At 65.4% G+C, this 17,879-nt stretch carries 22 protein-coding genes, 1 tRNA gene and 1 pseudogene; 5 read left to right on the top strand and 19 right to left on the bottom strand.

The features are described 5' to 3' along the window. Positions 1 to 4: 4 nt before the first annotated feature. From AC3A84_RS14135 to AC3A84_RS14115, 5 genes are all read left to right on the top strand, one after another. Positions 5 to 1,585 (top strand): hypothetical protein, encoded by a 1,581-nt coding sequence (locus AC3A84_RS14135; RefSeq protein WP_487970432.1) that lies wholly within the window; start codon positions 5 to 7, stop codon positions 1,583 to 1,585. A 182-nt stretch (positions 1,586 to 1,767) separates the two neighbouring features. Next, complete coding sequence (locus AC3A84_RS14130) at positions 1,768 to 1,998, top strand: helix-turn-helix transcriptional regulator (protein WP_487970430.1); 231 nt, start codon at positions 1,768 to 1,770, stop codon at positions 1,996 to 1,998. Next, positions 1,995 to 2,495, top strand: coding sequence for a hypothetical protein (locus AC3A84_RS14125; protein WP_487970428.1), 501 nt, complete (start codon positions 1,995 to 1,997; stop codon positions 2,493 to 2,495). Before AC3A84_RS14130 ends, AC3A84_RS14125 begins: the two co-directional genes overlap by 4 nt. 12 nt (positions 2,496 to 2,507) lie before the next feature. Beyond that, complete coding sequence (locus tag AC3A84_RS14120; RefSeq protein ID WP_487970426.1) at positions 2,508 to 2,789, top strand: hypothetical protein; 282 nt, start codon at positions 2,508 to 2,510, stop codon at positions 2,787 to 2,789. After that, a complete protein-coding gene (locus AC3A84_RS14115) occupies positions 2,786 to 5,680 on the top strand; it encodes a DUF927 domain-containing protein (RefSeq protein ID WP_487970425.1) in 2,895 nt (964 codons plus the stop codon). The genes AC3A84_RS14120 and AC3A84_RS14115 overlap by 4 nt, the downstream gene beginning before the upstream one ends. Positions 5,681 to 6,408: 728 nt before the next feature. Here AC3A84_RS14115 and AC3A84_RS14110 read toward each other — a convergent pair. From AC3A84_RS14110 to AC3A84_RS14020, 19 genes and pseudogenes are all read right to left on the bottom strand, one after another. Beyond that, positions 6,409 to 6,491 (bottom strand) — tRNA-OTHER (locus AC3A84_RS14110). Between the two features lie 70 nt (positions 6,492 to 6,561). Continuing rightward, positions 6,562 to 7,587, bottom strand: coding sequence for a site-specific integrase (locus AC3A84_RS14105; RefSeq protein WP_487970423.1), 1,026 nt, complete (start codon positions 7,585 to 7,587; stop codon positions 6,562 to 6,564). Positions 7,588 to 7,595: 8 nt separating this feature from the next. Next, the gene (locus AC3A84_RS14100; protein WP_487970421.1) at positions 7,596 to 7,802 is read right to left on the bottom strand and encodes a DUF4224 domain-containing protein; all 207 of its coding nucleotides are present in this window, start codon (positions 7,800 to 7,802) and stop codon (positions 7,596 to 7,598) included. Further along, positions 7,787 to 7,984 (bottom strand): hypothetical protein, encoded by a 198-nt coding sequence (locus AC3A84_RS14095; protein ID WP_487970419.1) that lies wholly within the window; start codon positions 7,982 to 7,984, stop codon positions 7,787 to 7,789. The genes AC3A84_RS14100 and AC3A84_RS14095 overlap by 16 nt, the downstream gene beginning before the upstream one ends. Continuing rightward, positions 7,981 to 8,889, bottom strand: a complete 909-nt coding sequence (locus tag AC3A84_RS14090; RefSeq protein WP_487970417.1) for a recombination-associated protein RdgC — start codon at positions 8,887 to 8,889, stop codon at positions 7,981 to 7,983. The genes AC3A84_RS14095 and AC3A84_RS14090 overlap by 4 nt, the downstream gene beginning before the upstream one ends. 58 nt (positions 8,890 to 8,947) lie before the next feature. After that, positions 8,948 to 9,115, bottom strand: coding sequence for a hypothetical protein (locus AC3A84_RS14085; RefSeq protein ID WP_487970415.1), 168 nt, complete (start codon positions 9,113 to 9,115; stop codon positions 8,948 to 8,950). Beyond that, complete coding sequence (locus tag AC3A84_RS14080; RefSeq protein WP_487970413.1) at positions 9,112 to 9,333, bottom strand: hypothetical protein; 222 nt, start codon at positions 9,331 to 9,333, stop codon at positions 9,112 to 9,114. The genes AC3A84_RS14085 and AC3A84_RS14080 overlap by 4 nt, the downstream gene beginning before the upstream one ends. After that, positions 9,323 to 9,451, bottom strand: a complete 129-nt coding sequence (locus tag AC3A84_RS14075; protein WP_487970411.1) for a hypothetical protein — start codon at positions 9,449 to 9,451, stop codon at positions 9,323 to 9,325. Before AC3A84_RS14075 ends, AC3A84_RS14080 begins: the two co-directional genes overlap by 11 nt. Further along, positions 9,441 to 9,632 carry a hypothetical protein gene (locus AC3A84_RS14070; protein WP_487970409.1) on the bottom strand — a complete coding sequence of 64 codons (192 nt, stop codon included), beginning with the start codon at positions 9,630 to 9,632 and terminating at the stop codon, positions 9,441 to 9,443. Before AC3A84_RS14070 ends, AC3A84_RS14075 begins: the two co-directional genes overlap by 11 nt. Further along, positions 9,629 to 10,489 (bottom strand): DNA adenine methylase, encoded by an 861-nt coding sequence (locus AC3A84_RS14065; RefSeq protein ID WP_487970407.1) that lies wholly within the window; start codon positions 10,487 to 10,489, stop codon positions 9,629 to 9,631. The genes AC3A84_RS14070 and AC3A84_RS14065 overlap by 4 nt, the downstream gene beginning before the upstream one ends. A gap of 391 nt (positions 10,490 to 10,880) precedes the next feature. Then, on the bottom strand, positions 10,881 to 11,705 hold the full coding sequence (locus tag AC3A84_RS14060; protein ID WP_487970405.1) for a hypothetical protein: 825 nt from the start codon (positions 11,703 to 11,705) through the stop codon (positions 10,881 to 10,883). Continuing rightward, entirely contained in the window at positions 11,702 to 12,019 is a 318-nt protein-coding gene (locus AC3A84_RS14055) for a hypothetical protein (RefSeq protein ID WP_487970402.1), read from the bottom strand. The genes AC3A84_RS14060 and AC3A84_RS14055 overlap by 4 nt, the downstream gene beginning before the upstream one ends. A 96-nt stretch (positions 12,020 to 12,115) precedes the next feature. Continuing rightward, positions 12,116 to 12,331, bottom strand: coding sequence for a hypothetical protein (locus tag AC3A84_RS14050; RefSeq protein ID WP_487970400.1), 216 nt, complete (start codon positions 12,329 to 12,331; stop codon positions 12,116 to 12,118). Between the two features lie 79 nt (positions 12,332 to 12,410). Beyond that, complete coding sequence (locus tag AC3A84_RS14045) at positions 12,411 to 13,100, bottom strand: hypothetical protein (RefSeq protein WP_487970398.1); 690 nt, start codon at positions 13,098 to 13,100, stop codon at positions 12,411 to 12,413. A gap of 38 nt (positions 13,101 to 13,138) precedes the next feature. After that, positions 13,139 to 14,209: a DNA cytosine methyltransferase gene (locus tag AC3A84_RS14040; protein ID WP_487970396.1), complete on the bottom strand. Its 1,071-nt coding sequence runs from the start codon at positions 14,207 to 14,209 to the stop codon at positions 13,139 to 13,141. A 59-nt stretch (positions 14,210 to 14,268) separates the two neighbouring features. Further along, positions 14,269 to 14,439 (bottom strand): annotated as a pseudogene (locus AC3A84_RS14035) (KTSC domain-containing protein); the annotation flags it as partial. Positions 14,440 to 14,581: 142 nt separating this feature from the next. Beyond that, entirely contained in the window at positions 14,582 to 15,040 is a 459-nt protein-coding gene (locus tag AC3A84_RS14030; protein WP_487970394.1) for a hypothetical protein, read from the bottom strand. After that, positions 15,040 to 16,821: a YqaJ viral recombinase family protein gene (locus AC3A84_RS14025; protein ID WP_487970393.1), complete on the bottom strand. Its 1,782-nt coding sequence runs from the start codon at positions 16,819 to 16,821 to the stop codon at positions 15,040 to 15,042. Before AC3A84_RS14025 ends, AC3A84_RS14030 begins: the two co-directional genes overlap by 1 nt. Before the next feature lie 68 nt (positions 16,822 to 16,889). Continuing rightward, a complete protein-coding gene (locus AC3A84_RS14020) occupies positions 16,890 to 17,858 on the bottom strand; it encodes a hypothetical protein (RefSeq protein ID WP_487970391.1) in 969 nt (322 codons plus the stop codon). Positions 17,859 to 17,879 lie beyond the last annotated feature (21 nt).

Genomic DNA, 17,879 nt, shown 5'->3' with positions numbered 1-17,879 from the left:
GGCGATGTCATCAGCTTCAAAAGATCCAGCAAACGAAACGCCGCTGGCATGGCGGCTGCAGTCGGATGATGGACTGCACCTTCGTGCGGATGCCACGGATGCGGGGCGTCTCGTTCTTCTCTCTGATGCATTGCGGTGGCTGATGGACGTGAGAGAGCTCCCTCGTTCAGAGGCCATCGAAACGCTCTGCCATGCCTTTGAATCGACTCAGCCGGCGCCCGAGATTTTTCGAGCACAGCAGAGCAGCAGGGCTGAGCCCATTACCGGCGATGAGGCTCTCTTTGGGTACCACACCGAAGAGACTTGGGCGTGCATGGAGTTGGGTAGAGCACTAGTCGAGCGGCGCAGGCGATACCCGTTTCGTTTTGATGAACGCAGTGGCTCATTTGGCAGCAATGGCGAGTTGACGGCGGCAGGTTGGGCGGCGGTGAAAGAGCAGTATCGCCAGGGCGAGCGCCCAGCAGTGTTGCATGTTGGCGAGCGGGCGCCTCATCTTTGCGAGCCCGGAATCCCGGCAGCGGCGCGATATATCCGGGAACATTGGAGTGTGGTGCCTAAGCCGGATGTATCGCCGCAACGATGGCAGGGCCTTGCGTATGGTCTGGCAGTGCGGCTGTCCGATGCTTGGGCATTTCTGGGTTGCAATGTGCAGCACGGTTCAGTTCAGCCTCTGAATCGTTCCGCGCCGTTGAAAGTGGAGCCTCCTGCCGGTAGCGGGTGGACGGTCCATTCAGCATTTGGTGCATTAAAGACCGCGAAGGGTGAGAGGCTCATCCGGCTGCAGGATGTGCATGCATGGCTGATGCAGCGTGATGGATTGCCTTCCGCTTCTATCGCTGCGCGGGTGCTTGGCGTTTTCGTCTCTGACGCCAATTCCAAGATGGGCATCGACCAGGGGGTAAGCGAAGTACGAAAGCATCTGTATCTCACGGATCTTTCTGGGTACGCCGAAGCTGTGCCGGGTTTTGCTGGTCAACAGTTCTTGCAGGAAGTGGCAGAGCTCGTGCCGTACATCCCACATCATCGTTTCGACAGAGGATCGCTTGCCGCACTCATGTATTCGCTGGGCTTGATGGCGGGTGAGGTATGGGCGCCGCATGCATGTGACCTCGATGTGGACGAACGACTTGAAGGGTACAGCCCCTGCGGGTCGTTTCCCACGGCGGCGAAGTGTCGGGAAATCGTTGGTCGCCTTGCTGTTCCCTTTGCTCTGGCTCATGAGCTATGGGGGTGGGGGACTGTTCTGCACTCAGTGGAGTCTGCCGGCGCAAGTGCGAAGCTTCCAGAGGGTGTGTCACCCTTCCCATTGGCCGACTTCGCTGCGCTTGTGCGGTATCGACTGGCGCAGAAGGCTATCAATGTGGATGCCGGGAAGCACCGGAAGAATGTTCCTTGGGATCAGGGGAATCAGCTTGACGTGCTGCATGCTGAATATGAGCGGCTGGGCCAAAACACCAGCGCCGCAGAGGCTATTGCGAAAAACCTTCGCATCACCAGGCAGGCCGTTGAGTCTGCTCTAGGCAGGGAGTGGGAACGGCCAAGCCCCAACCGGTGGGGACAGTTGGGTGCAGCTAAGGGCGCCTGACTGTTTGCAAAAGCATTTGCAGCCTGCTCTACATGCGCGGGCCATCCCCGCTCTGTACGCACGTCTGCGGGCGTATGCAAGCGATTTGCAAGGCGACAAATAACGTTTGCACGCTCGAAAGTCTCGCCATGCCTTGCGTGCACCACTACGGATGCACCGGCAGACATGAAAGGACTTTCCCCATGCAAATGGTTCATTCCATCAAGCCTGTCATTCCCCGTGATCGCCTATTGCGTCTTCATGATGTGGAAGCAGCCACTGGCTGCAAGAAAAGCACCATTTACAAGCTCATGAAGGAAGGCAAATTCCCTCGGTGCATTCGCATCACAGCACGCATGGCGGCGTGGCCTGAGTCGGCTGTCTTGGCGTGGGTGCAAGCGCGTATTGCCGATGGGCAAGGGGTGCAGCCATGAACGGCACCAATGATTCCAGCCCTATAGCGACGGTGTTTGCAGCGTCCAAGGCAGCTGCGCAACGTCGCTTGCGTATGGCCGCAAATAAGCTGAATGCGGTCATCCCATCGCATGGCGTGGTGTTCGACAAGGTAATGCGGAACGGGGTTGCAGAGCCTGAAAGGGTGGTGCTCCGCTGGCCCGGTGTGTTGGTGCGGTCCAATCTCAGAAGCGGTGAAGTGATCGGCGAGAGCTGGGCGCGTGACATGCATCTTGAGATGCCCCAAGCAGTTGCCTTCATGGCACAGCGGCAACGTGGCCGCCCCTTGGTGAAGGTGCGTTTCCAGCCCCCGCAGGGTGTGCGCTTGGTTGCCACGTTATGGGCCGATGGCGTGGTGCGCGTGCATGCGGCGAAGGGTGGCGAACTGCTGGCCGAGTCGGAGCCGGGACAGCCCACCGTGCTGCGCTCTGGCTTTCAGTCGTTGGCGGCGGCGGATCTTGCGCCGCGGCTGAACTGACGGGGGGCTGTCATGGCATACGCCAAACCCCCAGAGGACACGCGCCCCGCCCAGGCGTTGCGAGCGGCGGACTTCATGGAAGCGCACCCCGGCAGCACGTTGAAGGAAATCAACGATGCGTGCGACGTGGGCAGCGTCACCAAACTGCTTTCCGAAATGACTGCCATGGGCTATGGCATCGAACGCGGGTGGCGGGAGGTGTCCTGCGCAGGCGGAACGCATAGCCGCCGCGTGCGTACCTACACCTTGCTGCACCGGCCCTCTCCGGTGCGCGATCTCTTCTCCCCAGAATGACTAAAACGACCATCACCCCCGCCCTGGTTCGTGATGCCCTTGCGCACATCCCCGCGAACCTGCCGCGTGACGAATGGGCGCGGGTGGGCATGGCGATCAAGAGCGAATATCCCGACGACACGGGGCTGACGCTGTTCGAGGGCTGGAGCGCCACGGCCGAGGGCTACGACTCCGCGGCGGTGCGCAGCACCTGGCGCAGCATCAAGGCCGGCGGCGGTGTGACCATCGCCACGCTGCTGCACATCGCCAAGGGCCACGGCTTCGAGCTGCCCCGGCCCGATGCGCCAGCGGCACTGCCCAGCGCGGCCGAGCAGGCGCGGCGTGAAGCCGAACGCACCCAGCAGCGCCAGGCAGAAGCCAGCGCCCGCCAGGCCGCCCACGCCGCCGCAGCGGCAGAGGCGCAAGCCCTCTGGGAAGCCGCCAGCGATGCTGGCGCCAGCCCCTACCTGGCCCGCAAGGGCGTGCAGGCCTACGGCGTGCGCTTTGCGGCCGATGGCTGGCTGCTGGTGCCTCTGCGCGATGCGGCCGGCACGTTGTGGAACGTGCAGCGCATTGCCCCCGGCCGCAACCGCTACGGCACGGACAAGCTGTTCATGAAGGGCGGGCGCAAGTCGGGCCTGTGGCACATGCTGGGCGATGCGGCCGGCGCTGCGCTGGTGCTGGTGGCCGAGGGCTACGCCACTGCCGCCAGCCTGCACGAAGCCACGGGGCTGCCCGTGGCCGTGGCCATCGACGCCGGCAACCTGGCCCACGTCGCCAGGGCGCTGAGGCAGATCCTGCCGGCCGCGCTGCTGGTGCTGTGTGGGGATGATGATCTCGCCACGGCGCAGCGCACCGGCACCAACACCGGCCGCGTGAAGGCCGAAGCGGCGGCCCTGGCCGTGGGTGGCGTGGCGGTGTTCCCCGTGGGGCTGGAGGCCGGCGCCAGCGACTTCAACGATATGCACCAGGCGCAGGGGCTGCAGGCCGTGCGCCAGGCCGTGGAGGGCGCGATAGAGGCCGCACGGCAGGCCGCAGCCCCTGCGGGTGCCAGCGAGGCCGGCCAGCCCCGCCCACGGGCCGGCAAAGGGCGGGGCGATGGCTCTGCGCCTGCAGAGGATGCAGCCCCCTACGATCCTTTCACCGTGGACGATGCCGGCGTGTACTTCCATGGCCGCGACAAAGAGGGCAACCCGGCGCGGCCCCTGTGGCTGTGCTCGCGCCTCGATGTGGCCGCCCTCACGCGCGATCAGGACGGCCAGGGCTGGGGCTACCTGCTGCAGTTCGCCGACCCGCTGGGCCGCGCCAAGCAATGGGCCATGCCTGCCCGCATGCTCTCGGGCGATGGGGGCGAATACCGCGCCGTGCTGCTGAACATGGGGCTGCGCATCGCCACCGCGCCCGCCGCACGCAACAAGCTCACGGAATACGTCCAGACCCGGAGGCCGGACGAATTCGCCAGCTGCACCGACCGCATCGGCTGGCATGGCACCGAGGGCGGGGCCGCCTATGTGCTGCCGCACCAGACCATTGGCGACGATGCGGAGCGCATCGTGTTCCAGAGCGACAGCCAGATGGAGAACACCTTCCGCGTGCGCAAGGATGCCGCCGCCTGGCGCGAGCGCATCGGGGCGCTGTGCGTGGGCAATAGCCGCCTGGTGTTTGCCGTGGCCTGCGCCTTCGCCGGGCCGCTGCTGCGGCCGGCCGGCATGGAGAGCGGCGGCTTTCACCTGCGGGGCGACAGCAGCTCGGGCAAGACCACGGCGCTGCGTCTGGCTGCCAGCGTGAACGGCGGCCCCAGCTACATGCAGCGCTGGCGCACCACCGATAACGCCCTGGAGGCCATCGCCGCCCAGCACTGCGATGCGCTGCTGATCCTCGACGAACTGGCCCAAGTGGAGGGCAAGGTGGCCGGCGAGTGCGCCTACATGCTGGCGAACGAGCAGAGCAAGGCACGGGCAACCCGTGGCGGTGCGCCGCGTGCCCGCCTGTCCTGGCGCCTGCTGTTCCTGTCTGCTGGCGAACTGGGGCTGGCCGACCACATGGCCGAAGGAATGAAGCGCACCCGCACCGGGCAAGAGGTGCGCATGGCGGACATTCCGGCTGATGCCGGCGCCGGTATGGGGGCGTTTGAGCAGATCCATGATTTCGCTGGCCCTGCTGCTTTCGCCAGCCACCTGGGCCGCGAGGTGCAGGCCTGCCATGGGGCGCCGGGGCTGGCTTTCCTCGAATGGGCGTGCAGCCAGTGGGGCGTGCTGCCGAAGCGCCTGCGAGCCGGCATGCAGGCCCTGCAAGGGCAGTGGGTGCCACAAGGTGCATCCGGCCAGGTGGAGCGCGTTGCCGCCCGGTTTGCCTTGGTAGGCGTGGCGGGCGAACTGGCTACCGAAGCGGGGCTGACCGGCTGGCCGCAAGGCGAGAGCGAGCGTGCAGCACGCGCATGCTTCGATGCCTGGCTGGCGGCACGCGGCGGGGCTGGGAATGGCGAGGTGCGCAACATGCTGCGCCAGGTGAGGCGCTTCCTCGAATCCCACGGTGAAGGGCGCTTCACCTGGTGGCACCGGGCCTCCGATGACCACAACGCCAAGACGCTGCAACGGGCTGGCGTGCGCCGCATGCTCAACGCCGACGGCGATCCCATCAAGAGCAATAGCCAGCATGGCGCCGAGTACGGGGAGCGCATGCCTGCGGCGCTGGGCGAGGGCGTGAGCTGCGAATACTTCATCCTGGCCGAAACGTTCAAGGGCGAAATCTGCAGCGGTTTCGACCATCAGGCCGTGTGCCGCGTGCTGGTGGAACACGGATGCCTGACCGTGAAGGAGCCCGGCCGCCACACCATCAGCACCAAGCTGCCGGGCATCGGCAAGGTGCGTTGCTACCACGTGCCCCCGGCCATCTTCGAGCTGGATCTATAAGTTCAGCATACGGGCCTGCCGCCCTTCCGCCCGCCGCCCGGTGGGGGCGGGGGCGCAGGCTCTTTTCGCGCTGCAAATTGCTGAGCCGCTGGCCGCCCAGCTCCAGTGCGGTGCGGTGCGGGGTGCGGACGCTCTTGCACATCCGTGGAAAGAGTTGTCCCCGGTGTCCCCGGTGCCGGGGTGTTTGTCCCCGGTGCCTACCGGGGACTACTTTCCTCAATGATGACAACGGGTTACGTGCGTTTTCCGGAGTTGTCCCCGGTGTCCCCGGTAAAAAATGGTCATACCCCGAAGCAGAGGGCCGCCGTGCCTTGCTGCGGGTCCTCCCTGGGTGCCCCCGATGCGGGTAATTCGAGCCGCACCGATTCGCTGTTCCGTGGCGCTCCTAAGGGGCTTAAGTGAAGGTGCGGCAAGCAGGGGGAGGGTGGGGCAAAAGTCGCCTCGAATCGACCGGAAACCGAACGCCCAGATGGGGTTTTATGGGGAACGAAAACTACCCCCTGGGGGTTCGCTGCGGAGGGGCTGGAAAGTGCCAGAAAACGCCCGCTTGGCAGGCTGGGGTACGAGGCCGATATACCCCCGGATCTCAAGAATCTACCCCCAAAGGTACCCCCAGATACCCCCGGATTCCGGCACACTTCGCCGGACGTTTGCGCACTAGTCAGGCCAGCTCTTCAGAGGGGCAAAAGAAAAGGCCGCACGGTTATGGAACCATGCGGCCTTAGATTTGGTGCCCGGGGCCGGAATCGAACCGGCACGCCTTGCGGCGGGGGATTTTGAGTCCCCATCACATTCCAGTGTTTATGCGGGCTGCGGGCCGATAGTTTCCTCAAAACATGGGAGTTACCGCCCTCTATCAAGGAGGCATTGCGGAAATGGTTTCAGCGCACCGCGCGCAGCTTGTCGGCCCTGGTTCTGTAGTGCTTTGCGGTCAAGGCCTTGCTGCTGTGCTGCAGCAGCTTGGAGGCCTCATCCACGTCGCCAGCCAGGTCGGCCGCCAGGCTGCGCATGTCTCGCAAATACATCGCGCGGATGCGGGCGCCAAGGTCCGCATTGCCGGTCACCTCTGCCCGGTAGGCCGCCGCGTCCCGCGCTTCCTCCCAGCGGTCGCGCAGCATGCGGGCGGACACTTGGCGGCCCGTGCTGGTGGCCAGCAGCATGACGCAGTGCGCGCGCATCGCTTCGCGCCGTGCGACGAGTTCAGACAGCACGGGCGAGTCGGCCACAACGAACTGCACGGCCTTCTTGGTCTTGCTGGCGCGGTGGGTGATGACGCCATCGGCAGGCATCCGCACGGTGCGGGCGTCGGTGATCCGCATGCCTGTTGCTGATGCGATGTCCATGCAGTCGCGCACCACCTGGTCGGCCTGCGCATAGACAGCGGCGAACATCGCTTCGGTCACCTCGAACTCGCGTGCTTGCTCTTCGTTCTTCCACCCGCGGACGCCCTGGGCCGGCCATGGCAGGCGAGTCATGCCCCAGAGCAGGGCCTTGCCCCACACGACCCGCAGCAAGGACATTTCACGGTTGCCCTGCGTCTTCGCTGACCGGCGGTCAAGGTACAGCCTGAGCGTCGGGAGATCCACCTCGTCCCAGGCCATCCCGCCGAACACCGGCCGAAGCATTCTGAGGTTCTTCGCGTATCCCTTGCGTGTCTCGGCGCTGGTGTACTTGGAAAGCTCTTTCTCTTCGAAGCGCTGGAAAGCCTCTTCAAGCCGGCCGACTGTCATCGGCAGCTTGTTGTGCAACTGCTCCCACTGCTCCAGCGCGCGGCCGTGGTCTTTTCCCAGGTTGATGTCCGGCTTTCCTTCAGGCCGCATGTCGTAGGCGTAGTACACCCATACCTGCCCAGCCCGGCCGCGCCGGATCATCGTCTTCAGCCTGGGGTATTTCGTCGCCTTCGGCATGCTGTCTCCTATCGGATGGCTGCGATGTTCATGCCGCCCCGGGCAATTGTGGGCTTGCCCTCCAGCCACGATTGCACATGCACGCGGGACACGATCAACCGCGCCCCGTCCTGGCGGTGGGGGATGCTGCGGAACTTGAGCCATGCGGCCTGCTGCCCGGAACGGGCATAGCCGGTCAGTTGATGCAGCTCAGGGCCGCTCAGGTATTCGGACATGATTCCTCCGGTTCCCGCGATGGCACCTCGGGCAGGCTCTGCAGCGGAACCACCGACCAGCCGCCAGCCATGAACTGCTCCCAATCAGCATCAGCGCGGGCTGCGGCGCGGCACATGGCCCAGGACCAGATGGCCACGAAGGCCATCAGGATGAGCAGCAGAATGATGAGCAAGGTGGTCATTCGGTCGCTCCCTTGCGGCCTTCGCCGCCCAGTGCCTCGATCAGGTCGGGGATCAGCTTGCTCAGCTCACCCGTGGCGATAGCCACATCGGTATCGAAGCCGCCATTGTCCTTGCCCGAGCCCTGGACCTCGAACACTGTGTCGAGGAACGACAGCTTGCGCAGCTGCAGGCCTTCGCTGAGCACGAACGACACGCGGTCATCCCAGGTCAGAGCGAGTTCGGTCGGCAGCTTGCCAGCGGCGATGTGGGCTTGCACCTCCTCGATGTCGAGCGGGTGTCGGCCGTACTTCACCACCGCCTTGGACTCATCGGTGCTCTTCAGCACCGTGGCGCGGTCCACGCTGAAGCCTGATGGCGGCTCCTGCTCCTTGAGCCAGTGCGCCATGGCGGCCTGCGGGCTGGTCTGCGTATCGAGCAGCGAGAGCGACAGGCCCGGCAGCGCCTCGACCAGCAGGCTGGTCACCTCGTCGGCGCGGCCCTGGGAAGAGGTGTCGAGCAACAGCGTCAGCGCCTGCGGGTCGATCCACACCCAGGTCGAGCCCTGCTTGGTGAAAGCCATGGGCAGCAGGTCGAGCTTGGCCTCTTCCTTCAGCTCCTTCGATTCCTTCTTGCCGGGCTTGCGGCCGGTCTCCTGCTCGATGCGGGCGGCCTTGTCCTTGACCTTGCGCGCCAGCACCGAGCCGGGCAGCACCTTGGTCTCGGCCATGAAGCGCAGCACCCAGTGCCCGCCCACCGATTCGGCCATCGGGCCGTGGGCCTCGCCGCGCGGCGGCACCCAGCCGATGGACTTTTCCTGCGTGGCGCCGCATTCGGTGAAAGGCGTCTTGGCCAGGGCTTCGTTGGCAGAAGCAAGGTCGGCCGCCCAAGTGGCGGCGATGCGGTAAATGATCAGGTGCTTGAACATGCGGGCTCCAGAAAAGAAAAAGCCCGCTCAAGGCGGGCTGTGGGTCATATGGTGGCGATCACTGCAGCATCTGCCGCTGCTCGTAGTCGTCTTCATGCTCCGGGTACTCGGAGCGCTCTTGGTCTCGTTCCTCGCGCCAGTCCTGGGACTGTTCCAGTGGACTGAAACCAGACCACCGTGCGGCCTCTGATGCCTTGCGCTCTGCGCGGATGTCGCGGCGTCTCATTGGGTGTCCTTTCGTGAAGCGGGGGCCTCATACGCACTCCTAGCGTGCGCCTTCAAATGCGGCCACTGGTAACCCAGCGGCGCATTCGGCATTGATGCATTGGTGATGTGCTCGGCTGCAGGCCGCTCTAGCTTGATGACCCGCATCTGCATTGCGGCACGGGCCAATGTGGACTGGCGGCGGCCCTGGCGGTTCAGGGTTTTGGTTTCAGCGGTCATTGGTGGGCTCCTTCGCGGCAGTGCTGTGGTCCAGCGTGTCCAGCTTCACGCCACACATCGGGCAGTAGGAGGCGAAGAACAGCACTGGCTTCTTTCGCACCTGGTCATCAGCTTTCACGGTTGCCAGCGCGATGCGCTCGGGGCCCGGGCCGGTAGGTGCCGGCCAGCAGCTCGGCATGCAGGTCGCCCAGGTTGCGCTCCAGGTGCTGCTCGAAGGCCTGGGCGCTGGCTGTGGTGCGCTTGTGCTTGCGGCAGTCGAGGTAGGCCTGCAGGAGGGTGGTGAAGGTGGGGATGGTCATGCTTCGCAGGCCTCTGCAAAAAGGCCGCCGCGCGACAGCTCCAGCGCATCGGCACATGCGGGGTTGATCCAAACCACTTCGGTGCGCATGCCGGTGCCGCGATGGGCGGCAATGCGTGCCTCTGTGGTGTAGCGGGACCAGCCCTGCAGGGCGCCGTCGTACAGCTCGCTGGGGTAGCCTGATAGCACGACGAAGCCGCGCAGCTCGCGCAGGCAGTCCAGCAGCTCGGCGTGCTGGACTGCCGTCATCTCGTGCCTGTAGTACCGGCTGGACTTCCGGATCTGCCGGGTTTCGTGCAGATAGGGCGGGTCCACAAAGTGGAGGGTATCGGGGCCGTCGTGCTGGCGCATCACGTCGATAGCGGGGCGGTTTTCTACCAGTACGCCGGTCATGCGCTGGCCCAATGCTGCGATGTGGCTGGGATAGTCGGCCCAGTTGTGCATGGCGGTGGCGTAGGCCCGCGTGGTGTCGATGCGGAAGCCGCCCGCGCCCTTGGTGGCACCTGCTGACCCGAAGCCCATAGCGGCGCGCACGGCAGTGCGGCGGGCGCGCTCTACGGGGTCGGTGGTGGGCTCGTAAGCCAGTTCCCATTCGGCGCGGGCATAGGGCGTCAGCTCGCAGCCCTCGGTGAGGCGGATGCGTTGTTCGGGGTCGCGCACCACGCGGAAGAAATTGGCGATGTCGTCGTCCAGGTCGTTGTAGACCTCGGCGTAGCTGCGCTCTTTGCGCAGCAGCACGCCAGCGGCGCCGCCGAAGGGCTCCACGTAGCGATGATGAGTCGGAAAGAACTGCATGACCCACGGCGCGAGGCGGAACTTGCCGCCGTGGTATCTAAGTGCGGGGCGGGTGATGGTCATTGGTGGCCCTCCCAGGGGCATGAATCTGCGGACGGGGCGAGCGCGGAACTCGTTGTCCTTGTTGTTGGCGTTGCTGTTGCCGTACTCGAAGTCCTGGCACCAGGCGTTGTTGCGCGAGTACTGCGAAGCGTCGAGCTATCTACGTCGCCCTGCCGAAGGCCTGCGGAGCCGATCGGCGGGGTAACTGCGCCGGACCGGGCCGCGCTGGTGTGCCGCGCGGTGGTATCCGTGGTGCGCCTGGCGGTGGGGCTCGTCATCGTGAGGTCGAACGTGATGAGGACTTGCTGGCCGTTCATCGGAATGGTGCAGTCCAGCGATGCCGTGTCCGTGTCAGCGCGCAGCATCCCGCTGATAACTTCGCGCAGGAATGCTGCGAGGGTTTGGTCGCCGTTCATGCGGCGCCGCCTTCCTGGGCCGGCACCTGGGGCGCGGCGGCGAGCATGGCAGCGTCGATGGCAGCATCAGCATGTTCGCCGCCCATGTCTGCCAAAAGCGCGACGCACCTCCATGATTGCGGGTGACGGCTACCTTCGGTCAGCATGCCCTGTTCGCGCAGCCAGCGATACCTCGCTGCATCTTTCACCACATCGCTCGGCGCGCTCACTGCAGCAGGGGTGGGTATGTCGCGCAGCACCTGGCGCACCAGTGCTTCTACGGCTTGTATGGAGCCGAACTCCACGTACCCCGCATCGTTGTTCCGCCCGCCAACATGCAGGATGCGCTGGGCGATGTTCATGCCGGCGGTAGGGCTTGGTTCGCGGGTGGCCGCCACGGCTGGAGCCGCTGCGTCAGGCTGGGCCTGGTGTGCAGCATCATCATCGGGGTTGAAGTCGGACGGAGGCAGTCCGTACCCGACAAATGACAGTAGGTGCTGCGCCATGCCGACGATCGCATGCTCTTCTTCCGACGCCAGCTCGCGGCCAGAAACCCAGTCGTAGCCGATGCTCAGGACGGGTTCGCCCTTGATGTGTGCAACAACGTGCCAAGTCTCAGGCATCGCTGGACGCGCGGCCGCCACGGCTGGAGCCGCTGCGCTGAGTGCGGCAAGACCATCAGCGGCAGCTATGTGCTCTTCGTAGACCGCCTTCACCTCCGGCTCCCCGTTGTCCCATTCAGACAAGTAGCCGATGGTGTGGGCTGCCTTGAGTTCTTCCGCTGCTTCTCGCAGCAGTCGCTCGGCCATTCCCAGCGCTTCGAGTGCTTGTTGGTTTGTCACGATGGATCGTCCTGAATAAGCACCACATGGCAGGAGTGGTGCAGGGTGGATGGTTTTGAAAAGCCAGAGCGGCGCACCACGTACTGCGTGCCGCCTGGTGTGTCGCGCTTGTGGCCCAGAAACTCGTACAGGTCGCCCGTGCGCTTAAGTCGGAAGCGCTGCCCCGGTTGCAGGTTGCGCACTCGGTCAGCCATCAATCCCTCTTGCTTGCATTGATGGTGGGAGGGGCGGGCAGCGGGCGCCAGTGGGTGGGTTGCACGCACCATCCGTGAAGTTCTCTTTGCTGCACCCGGCAGGGACCGTCTCTTGAACATGGGGGATCTCCAAAAAGAAAGCCCGTGTTGGCGGGCTCTGGTGTGGGTGGTGGCGGTGGCTATTGCCACCGGTCGCGCTTGTCGCCGCGCTCGCGGCTACGTCGGGAGGCCATGGCCTGCTCCTTTCGCGAGGTGGGAGCGCATCCAGTCGAGGTTGCGCTCCATGTTTTCGATCTTGGCCAGCAGCTCTCGGCGCTCGCCCATCACCGCATCGAAGATTCGCTCCGCCGCCGCCATTGGCGGGCCGTCGATGGTCAGACAGGGATGCAGTCCAGCAAGAAAAGCCAAGGCCTTTTGGTGCTCCTCAAGCAAGGCCCCGCGCTTCGAGCCTGACCAACTGCACGGCTCATCGCACATGGATTGGCATGGCTCGTTGCCCACGGGGCAGTAGTCAGGTCTTGCCATCGGGTGCTCCGGTGATACCGTGGGTGGCTTCGTGACTGCGTTTGAAGCTCAGGGCCCATACCCAAGGGTTGGCGGACCAAGCGCCGGCGCCGTTGATCTGGTCCCACAGCGCGGCGTATGCGTCGTAGGCTGGGCAGGCCGGGTCGGTCGTAACGCCCTCGGCCGCTGCGTCGGTCTCGCTGATGTCCTGCAGGCGTTCGACGCGCACGTCGGTAATCTCCAGCGTGATGCGGCTGGCCGCGCGGGGCATGTGTATGGACGGATGCCAGGCTGACCGGGGCTCGCCGCCGCCATCGTCATCGCCTGCCCATTCGTGGCTGCCGTCTGCCGCATAGATGACGTGGCCCGAGTAGTAGCCTTGGCCGAATCGCATCTCCCTGATGGGTGTAGCGGGTCTGTCCGGTATCCAGTCGATCGGGTCGCCGTCTGCATCCCAGGCGTGGCTTACGACGCCCCACGTCTCGCGCACCCAAAGACGGTCGCCTGGCTGGCCGTAAGGGCTGCAGCGGTCAATGACATGCTGCGGCTCGCGCTCCAGCACCAGGGCGCCGGGTGCGTACATATTTCCAAGGTCTGGGTGGCGCACGGGCTTGGCCACGCGCCGCGTCTGCATCTTCGTGCCGGCGAGCAGGGCGCGCACCATGGGCGCGGAAAAAAGGATCGGTTTCTCAGCCATGCGGCCTCCATGTGGTTGGTGCCCCAAGGGGGCGGGGATCAGGGGATGGCCTCCATCACGCATTGGATGAAGACGCGCGCCGCTTCCGCGTTGATGGCGTTGCCGTAGCCTTTGAGCCGGCCCGTGCGGCTGCCTTGGTCTTTGCGCGGGACGATCTCGGCGATGCGTTCTTGATCGGCGCGCACTCGTCCCATGTGACCGGCAGGCCCATCAACCAGCGGGAATGTGCCGGGTTCAACTGGCCGCCACTTTCCATCCCGGCACAGGAGCCAGTCAGCAGCTGACCAGATGCCGTTAGTCGGGCCGGGCACGGAACGTCCTTGATAACCTCCATCGCTCGGCGAAAGTCCCCGCTGATCTGTCCGTGCGAGGCTGGAGATGTACTGCCCACAAGGGGCGTGGGCCAACCCGCTAAATTTGCTGCATGATTCAGAGTGATGTTCGGCGTTGTGGCCTCGATCGATGGACACCGCAGGGCATCCGTGCTGGTGGTTGTTGGCCAGCCGGTGAGGCATGCCGCTGCTGCCAAGTCCGGCCCGTGGTTGCGCATCGCCTCCATCAAGCCGCCCTCGAAGGTGCGCACGCCTTTCTTGGCCAGCGCTGCCGTAGGCGTTGGCCACCCAGTAGAGCCGGTCACGGATGTGCGGAGCACCGACGCCCGCAGACGGAAACGGGACCGCCCCGACCCTGTATCCCACGCCTTCCAAGTCATCTTGTACAAGGTCGATCCAAGGATCTGCGTCCTTGCTCGCAACCTGCTCTCCAAGGACCGCTGCAGGGCGGCGCTGCGCGATGAGATGGTGGAAGGCGGGCCAGAGGTGCCGCTCGTCAGCAAACCCAGCTCCCGCGCCTGCCGAGCTGAAAGGTTGGCACGGACAGGAACCGGTCCAAACAGGTCGGTCGTCGGGCCAGCCGGCGCGGCGCAGGGCCAGGCTCCAGACTCCGATGCCGGCGAAGAAGTGGCACTGGTCGAATCCGCGCAGGTCGTCGGGGTGAACATCTTCGATGCTCCTTTCGTCAACGACGCCAGGGGCTATGTGCCCGGCGGCGATGAGGTTGCGCAGCCACTGGGCCGCGTACTTGTCGATCTCGTTGTAGTAAGCGGTCATGGCTCCAGAAATGAGAAAGCCCGCACGCGGCGGGCTCTTGGGGTGGGGGCAGGCGGCGATCAGGGCTGGCTCGGCGCCGGGTACTTCTCGAAGGGCAGCGTCTTGACGTGCAGCCCGAAGAAGCTGCCCTTGGAGTCCGCCGCCATGAAGCTGGCGTGCAGGTCCGGTTCCACGTTGGGGTAGTGGTAGATGTCGCCCGGGCCGCGGGTGAAGCTGCAGGCCAGCGTCTTGGTTTCGGCGTCTTAGCCGATGGCGGCCACTTGGTTCGACTCCACCGGCGTCATCGGGATGGCGACATAGGGCTTGTCGGAGAAATTGGCGGGTGCGGCAAATTGGCGGGCCATGGAGAACTCCTGAAAGAAGAAGGCCCGCTCAGTGGCGGGCCGGTGGTTGGGGAAGGGATCGCTGCGACATCGCCGCGCGCATGCTCGGAGGCGCCAGGTGCAGCCATGGGTTGACCACGGGCGGCAGGCCCATGTCCTTGGCCCGCTTGGTGCGGTGCTTTGCATTGATCCCGGCCCGGTTCTTGTCGCGGTAGCGCGCCTGGGTCTTCTTGCGGCGCGCCGGCGAATCGAGACTGGGCCGCGCCACATCAGCGCCGGCCTGAGCATCAAAGACTGCAACTTGGCGCAGGCGGCCGTCGTGCACGGCGTCCTTGTAACTGACGATCCGGAACACCTTCTCGGGAAGAAGCCACCGGGTTGATGCGATGGTCGTTCCCACCTTGGCCACGTCCCATCCCAAATGCTCCGCAAGTTCGTAGCGGTTCATGGGCCCGAACTCGCGCAGCGCTTCGACCACCTGGCGGCGGTTGATCGGCTCGTATGCCATCAGGCCACCTCTGCCGCCGTCACGCCGGCCGCAGCTGCATCCATCGCGCGCTTTGCGATCGCGCGACAGAGCGCCGGAAACAGCACGGCCGGGAAATGCACCGCCGCCTTCACGCGGGTGGTCGTGAAGCCCAGCGCTTCCAGGCCGGCTGCGTCCAGCTTGACCGGTGCCAGCAGGGTGTTGAGTTGGCCCAGCGTGATGGTGGCCCCGTCGTCTGCTTGCTGCGGCGCTGCGGCCCGCGCCTGCGCCGCGCCGATCACCTGGCGGGCATCAATCGCTGCCACGGCTTCGCTAGTCTTGTCGGCTGCAAGGGCGCCCAGGTCCGCCGCAAGTGGATCGGCCAGCAATCCTTGCTGAGCGGCTTGCGTGATGGATGCCTGGGTGGCTTGCCCTTCTGCCTGCAGCCGTTCTCGGGCTTCCCGGTCGGCCCGCTCCGCTTCTTCCCGGCGGATGCGCTCGCGCTCGGCTTCGACCCGCGCGGCTTCCTTGGCCTGATGCTCGGCGATGCGCGACTTCACCAGCATGCCCAGGTCCTCGGGCTGCTTGAGCACGATCTGCGCGGTGTCAGCGAAGAGGAAGGCGTGCTCGCTGGCCTGCTCGCGCAGCGTGGTCAGGTTGACCTGAATGCGGTCCGCGATCTCATTAGAGGCGATCTTGGCTCGGGCCAGCTCGTCGTTGACGGCGCTGCGCAGGCTGTCCACCGAGCGCTTGCCCTTGATGACCCCGGCGAAGTCGGCGGGCACCGCGGGCATGTATGGCTTGCCGAGGCGGGTGTTCAGGCCCGCGATGTGCTCGCGTAGCGCGGCGACGCCACCGGCCACGATCTCGCCCCGGATTTCCTCCTTGCGCTGTGCCACCAGTTTTTCCCGCTGCAGCCGCGTCGTGCGTGCCAGGGCACGGTAGTCGGCAACAAAGCGGCGCATGGTGTCCACATCGGCCAACTGCGCCAGCGCGTTGGACTCAGACGCCTCGAGCGCATCTTCCGCACGCTTGAGCGCCTTGCATGCCGCTTCGGTGTCGGCGAATTCCTGGTCGGTGCTGGGATCGGTCGGGATGCGGTCGATGAAGGCCTTCAGGGCATCACCGAAGGCTGGAAGGTTAGACACAATGCTCAGCCCGCCTTGCACCTGCACGCTGACTGCTGGCAGTGTCTCCATCGGTGCGGCCACCACCGGCGCGGGCTTCGGTGCCTCGGGCACGTAGGCGGCGACGTCTGCTTCCAACTGCGCCCAGCCGGCAACGATTTTGGCGCGCAGGGCTAAGTCAGGCTCGTACCAGCAGTGGCGCTCTTCGATAAGCGTGTCGCCTTCCCACTTCGACGCCATGAAGAGAATGCGCGCGGCGCCGGCCACCATGCACTGCTGCTCCATCTGCACGCGGTACACCATCGGTAGGTCGGCGCCGGTGCAGCCGTCGAACATCGCTTCGCGCAGCGCCTTGTTCAGGCTCTTGTGCTCGAAGCCGGTGTCCTCCATCAGCGTCAGACCGTCGAACGAGGCACTGAGCTTGCCTTCGCTGCCGACCGTGGGGGCGAGCTCTTCACCGATGATCTGCTCGGCCAGAGGCCGGGCCAGTTCTTCGAAGCGGTGACCCGCATCGAAGACGGCCTGCGTAGCGGCATCGACCTCCGGCGTGATGCCGGTGGCCAGCTCAGAGATCAGCTCGGTTCGCGTCTTGTACGGACTGCAACCCATCATGGCCGGCGCATCGCTGGCGTTGAAGTGGTTGCGGCGGTAGGCGTGCCACTCGGGCGAGCCCTGAACGAGGTTGTGAACTTGCATGGAATCTCCTGTGATTTCTTCGCCAGCGCTCGTCGCGTCGGCGCTGGTAGCTATGAAAGCGATAGCAGTTACTGCAGCTGGTTGATGCGCTGCTCGTAGATGTCGTTGAGCTCGGCCTGCTGCTCGCTGTCCGGCACCTGGGCGATCAGGTCTGCGGCGATGTTGAGCGTGTCCGGGTCCTTGGCCGCGTTCAGCTTGTCGGCCACCTGCGCGAAGGTCATGGCCAGCCCCGCCGCAGCGTTCGTTGGCGCTGGTTCGTTCTTCGGCGTCACGTCGGTGGCCTCGGCGTTCTTCACCGGCTGCACGGCACGCAGGCGCTCCAGCTGCGCATCGGTGAAGGGCGTGTTCGGGTTGCGCGACTGGGCAAATGCGATCAGCTCGTCCACCGTCTTGCGGCGGGACTTGATGACCTGCTCCCACTGCGGGAAGTTCTTGTCGAACTGCTCGGCGGGGTAGGGTTGGGGCGTGGGCTTCACCTCATCGACCGGCCCCATGTCGCGGGCACCGCCGATGGGCGTGTCCATCACCTCTTCGGCGACGGGCAGGCCCTTCAGCACATCGGGGAAGACGTCGCGCAGTGCGAAGGCACGGGCGCGCATCTGGCGCATGCGCTTCGGGTACTGGGTCCAGGGGCCCTGCTTGCCCAGCAGGCCGGCGAGCTTCGCGTCCTCCATGCTGAAGGTCCGTTCCTGCTCGGGCTCGCCGCGGCGCTTCACCTTGCAGGTGGCCGTCTTGCCGTCGTCCGACTCGCTCACGTATTCGCACAGCGGCGACGAACGCACCAGGGCGATCACGCTGTCGCCCCAGAGCGCCGGGCGGCCGTTGATGACCGCGATGTTCTGCAGCGCCTGCATCGGCTTCAGGCCGACTTCGGCGCCCCACTGCATGGCGATCAGGCAGTTGCCGGGCTTGCCCTTGAAGTCCTTGGGCACCATGTCGCTGTCGGCCATGTAGCCGGCGAAGGTCAGGGCCTGCTCGAAGGTCTGGGGGCTCAAGTCGAACTGCTGGCGGGGGGCGAGGGAGGTATCGGCGGTCATGTGGTGCTTTCGGAGGGTGCT

The sequence above is a fragment of the Paracidovorax sp. genome (genome assembly GCF_057642795.1).
This window is presented reverse-complemented; position numbering and strand designations above follow the sequence as displayed.

Bases quoted from the DNA above. Each gene is read 5' to 3' on its own strand.
- AC3A84_RS14085 (WP_487970415.1), bottom strand. From the start codon at position 9,115: ATGAGACGCCGCGACATCCGCGCAGAGCGCAAGGCATCAGAGGCCGCA.
- AC3A84_RS14020 (WP_487970391.1), bottom strand. From the start codon at position 17,858: ATGACCGCCGATACCTCCCTCGCCCCCCGCCAGCAGTTCGACTTGAGC.
- AC3A84_RS14080 (WP_487970413.1), bottom strand. From the start codon at position 9,333: ATGACCGCTGAAACCAAAACCCTGAACCGCCAGGGCCGCCGCCAGTCC.
- AC3A84_RS14125 (WP_487970428.1), top strand. From the start codon at position 1,995: ATGAACGGCACCAATGATTCCAGCCCTATAGCGACGGTGTTTGCAGCG.
- AC3A84_RS14105 (WP_487970423.1), bottom strand. From the start codon at position 7,587: ATGCCGAAGGCGACGAAATACCCCAGGCTGAAGACGATGATCCGGCGC.
- AC3A84_RS14095 (WP_487970419.1), bottom strand. From the start codon at position 7,984: ATGACCACCTTGCTCATCATTCTGCTGCTCATCCTGATGGCCTTCGTG.
- AC3A84_RS14100 (WP_487970421.1), bottom strand. From the start codon at position 7,802: ATGTCCGAATACCTGAGCGGCCCTGAGCTGCATCAACTGACCGGCTAT.
- AC3A84_RS14025 (WP_487970393.1), bottom strand. From the start codon at position 16,821: ATGCAAGTTCACAACCTCGTTCAGGGCTCGCCCGAGTGGCACGCCTAC.
- AC3A84_RS14030 (WP_487970394.1), bottom strand. From the start codon at position 15,040: ATGGCATACGAGCCGATCAACCGCCGCCAGGTGGTCGAAGCGCTGCGC.
- AC3A84_RS14135 (WP_487970432.1), top strand. From the start codon at position 5: ATGTCATCAGCTTCAAAAGATCCAGCAAACGAAACGCCGCTGGCATGG.
- AC3A84_RS14090 (WP_487970417.1), bottom strand. From the start codon at position 8,889: ATGTTCAAGCACCTGATCATTTACCGCATCGCCGCCACTTGGGCGGCC.
- AC3A84_RS14045 (WP_487970398.1), bottom strand. From the start codon at position 13,100: ATGGCTGAGAAACCGATCCTTTTTTCCGCGCCCATGGTGCGCGCCCTG.
- AC3A84_RS14120 (WP_487970426.1), top strand. From the start codon at position 2,508: ATGGCATACGCCAAACCCCCAGAGGACACGCGCCCCGCCCAGGCGTTG.
- AC3A84_RS14070 (WP_487970409.1), bottom strand. From the start codon at position 9,632: ATGACCATCCCCACCTTCACCACCCTCCTGCAGGCCTACCTCGACTGC.
- AC3A84_RS14115 (WP_487970425.1), top strand. From the start codon at position 2,786: ATGACTAAAACGACCATCACCCCCGCCCTGGTTCGTGATGCCCTTGCG.
- AC3A84_RS14040 (WP_487970396.1), bottom strand. From the start codon at position 14,209: ATGACCGCTTACTACAACGAGATCGACAAGTACGCGGCCCAGTGGCTG.
- AC3A84_RS14055 (WP_487970402.1), bottom strand. From the start codon at position 12,019: ATGTTCAAGAGACGGTCCCTGCCGGGTGCAGCAAAGAGAACTTCACGG.
- AC3A84_RS14130 (WP_487970430.1), top strand. From the start codon at position 1,768: ATGCAAATGGTTCATTCCATCAAGCCTGTCATTCCCCGTGATCGCCTA.
- AC3A84_RS14065 (WP_487970407.1), bottom strand. From the start codon at position 10,489: ATGACCATCACCCGCCCCGCACTTAGATACCACGGCGGCAAGTTCCGC.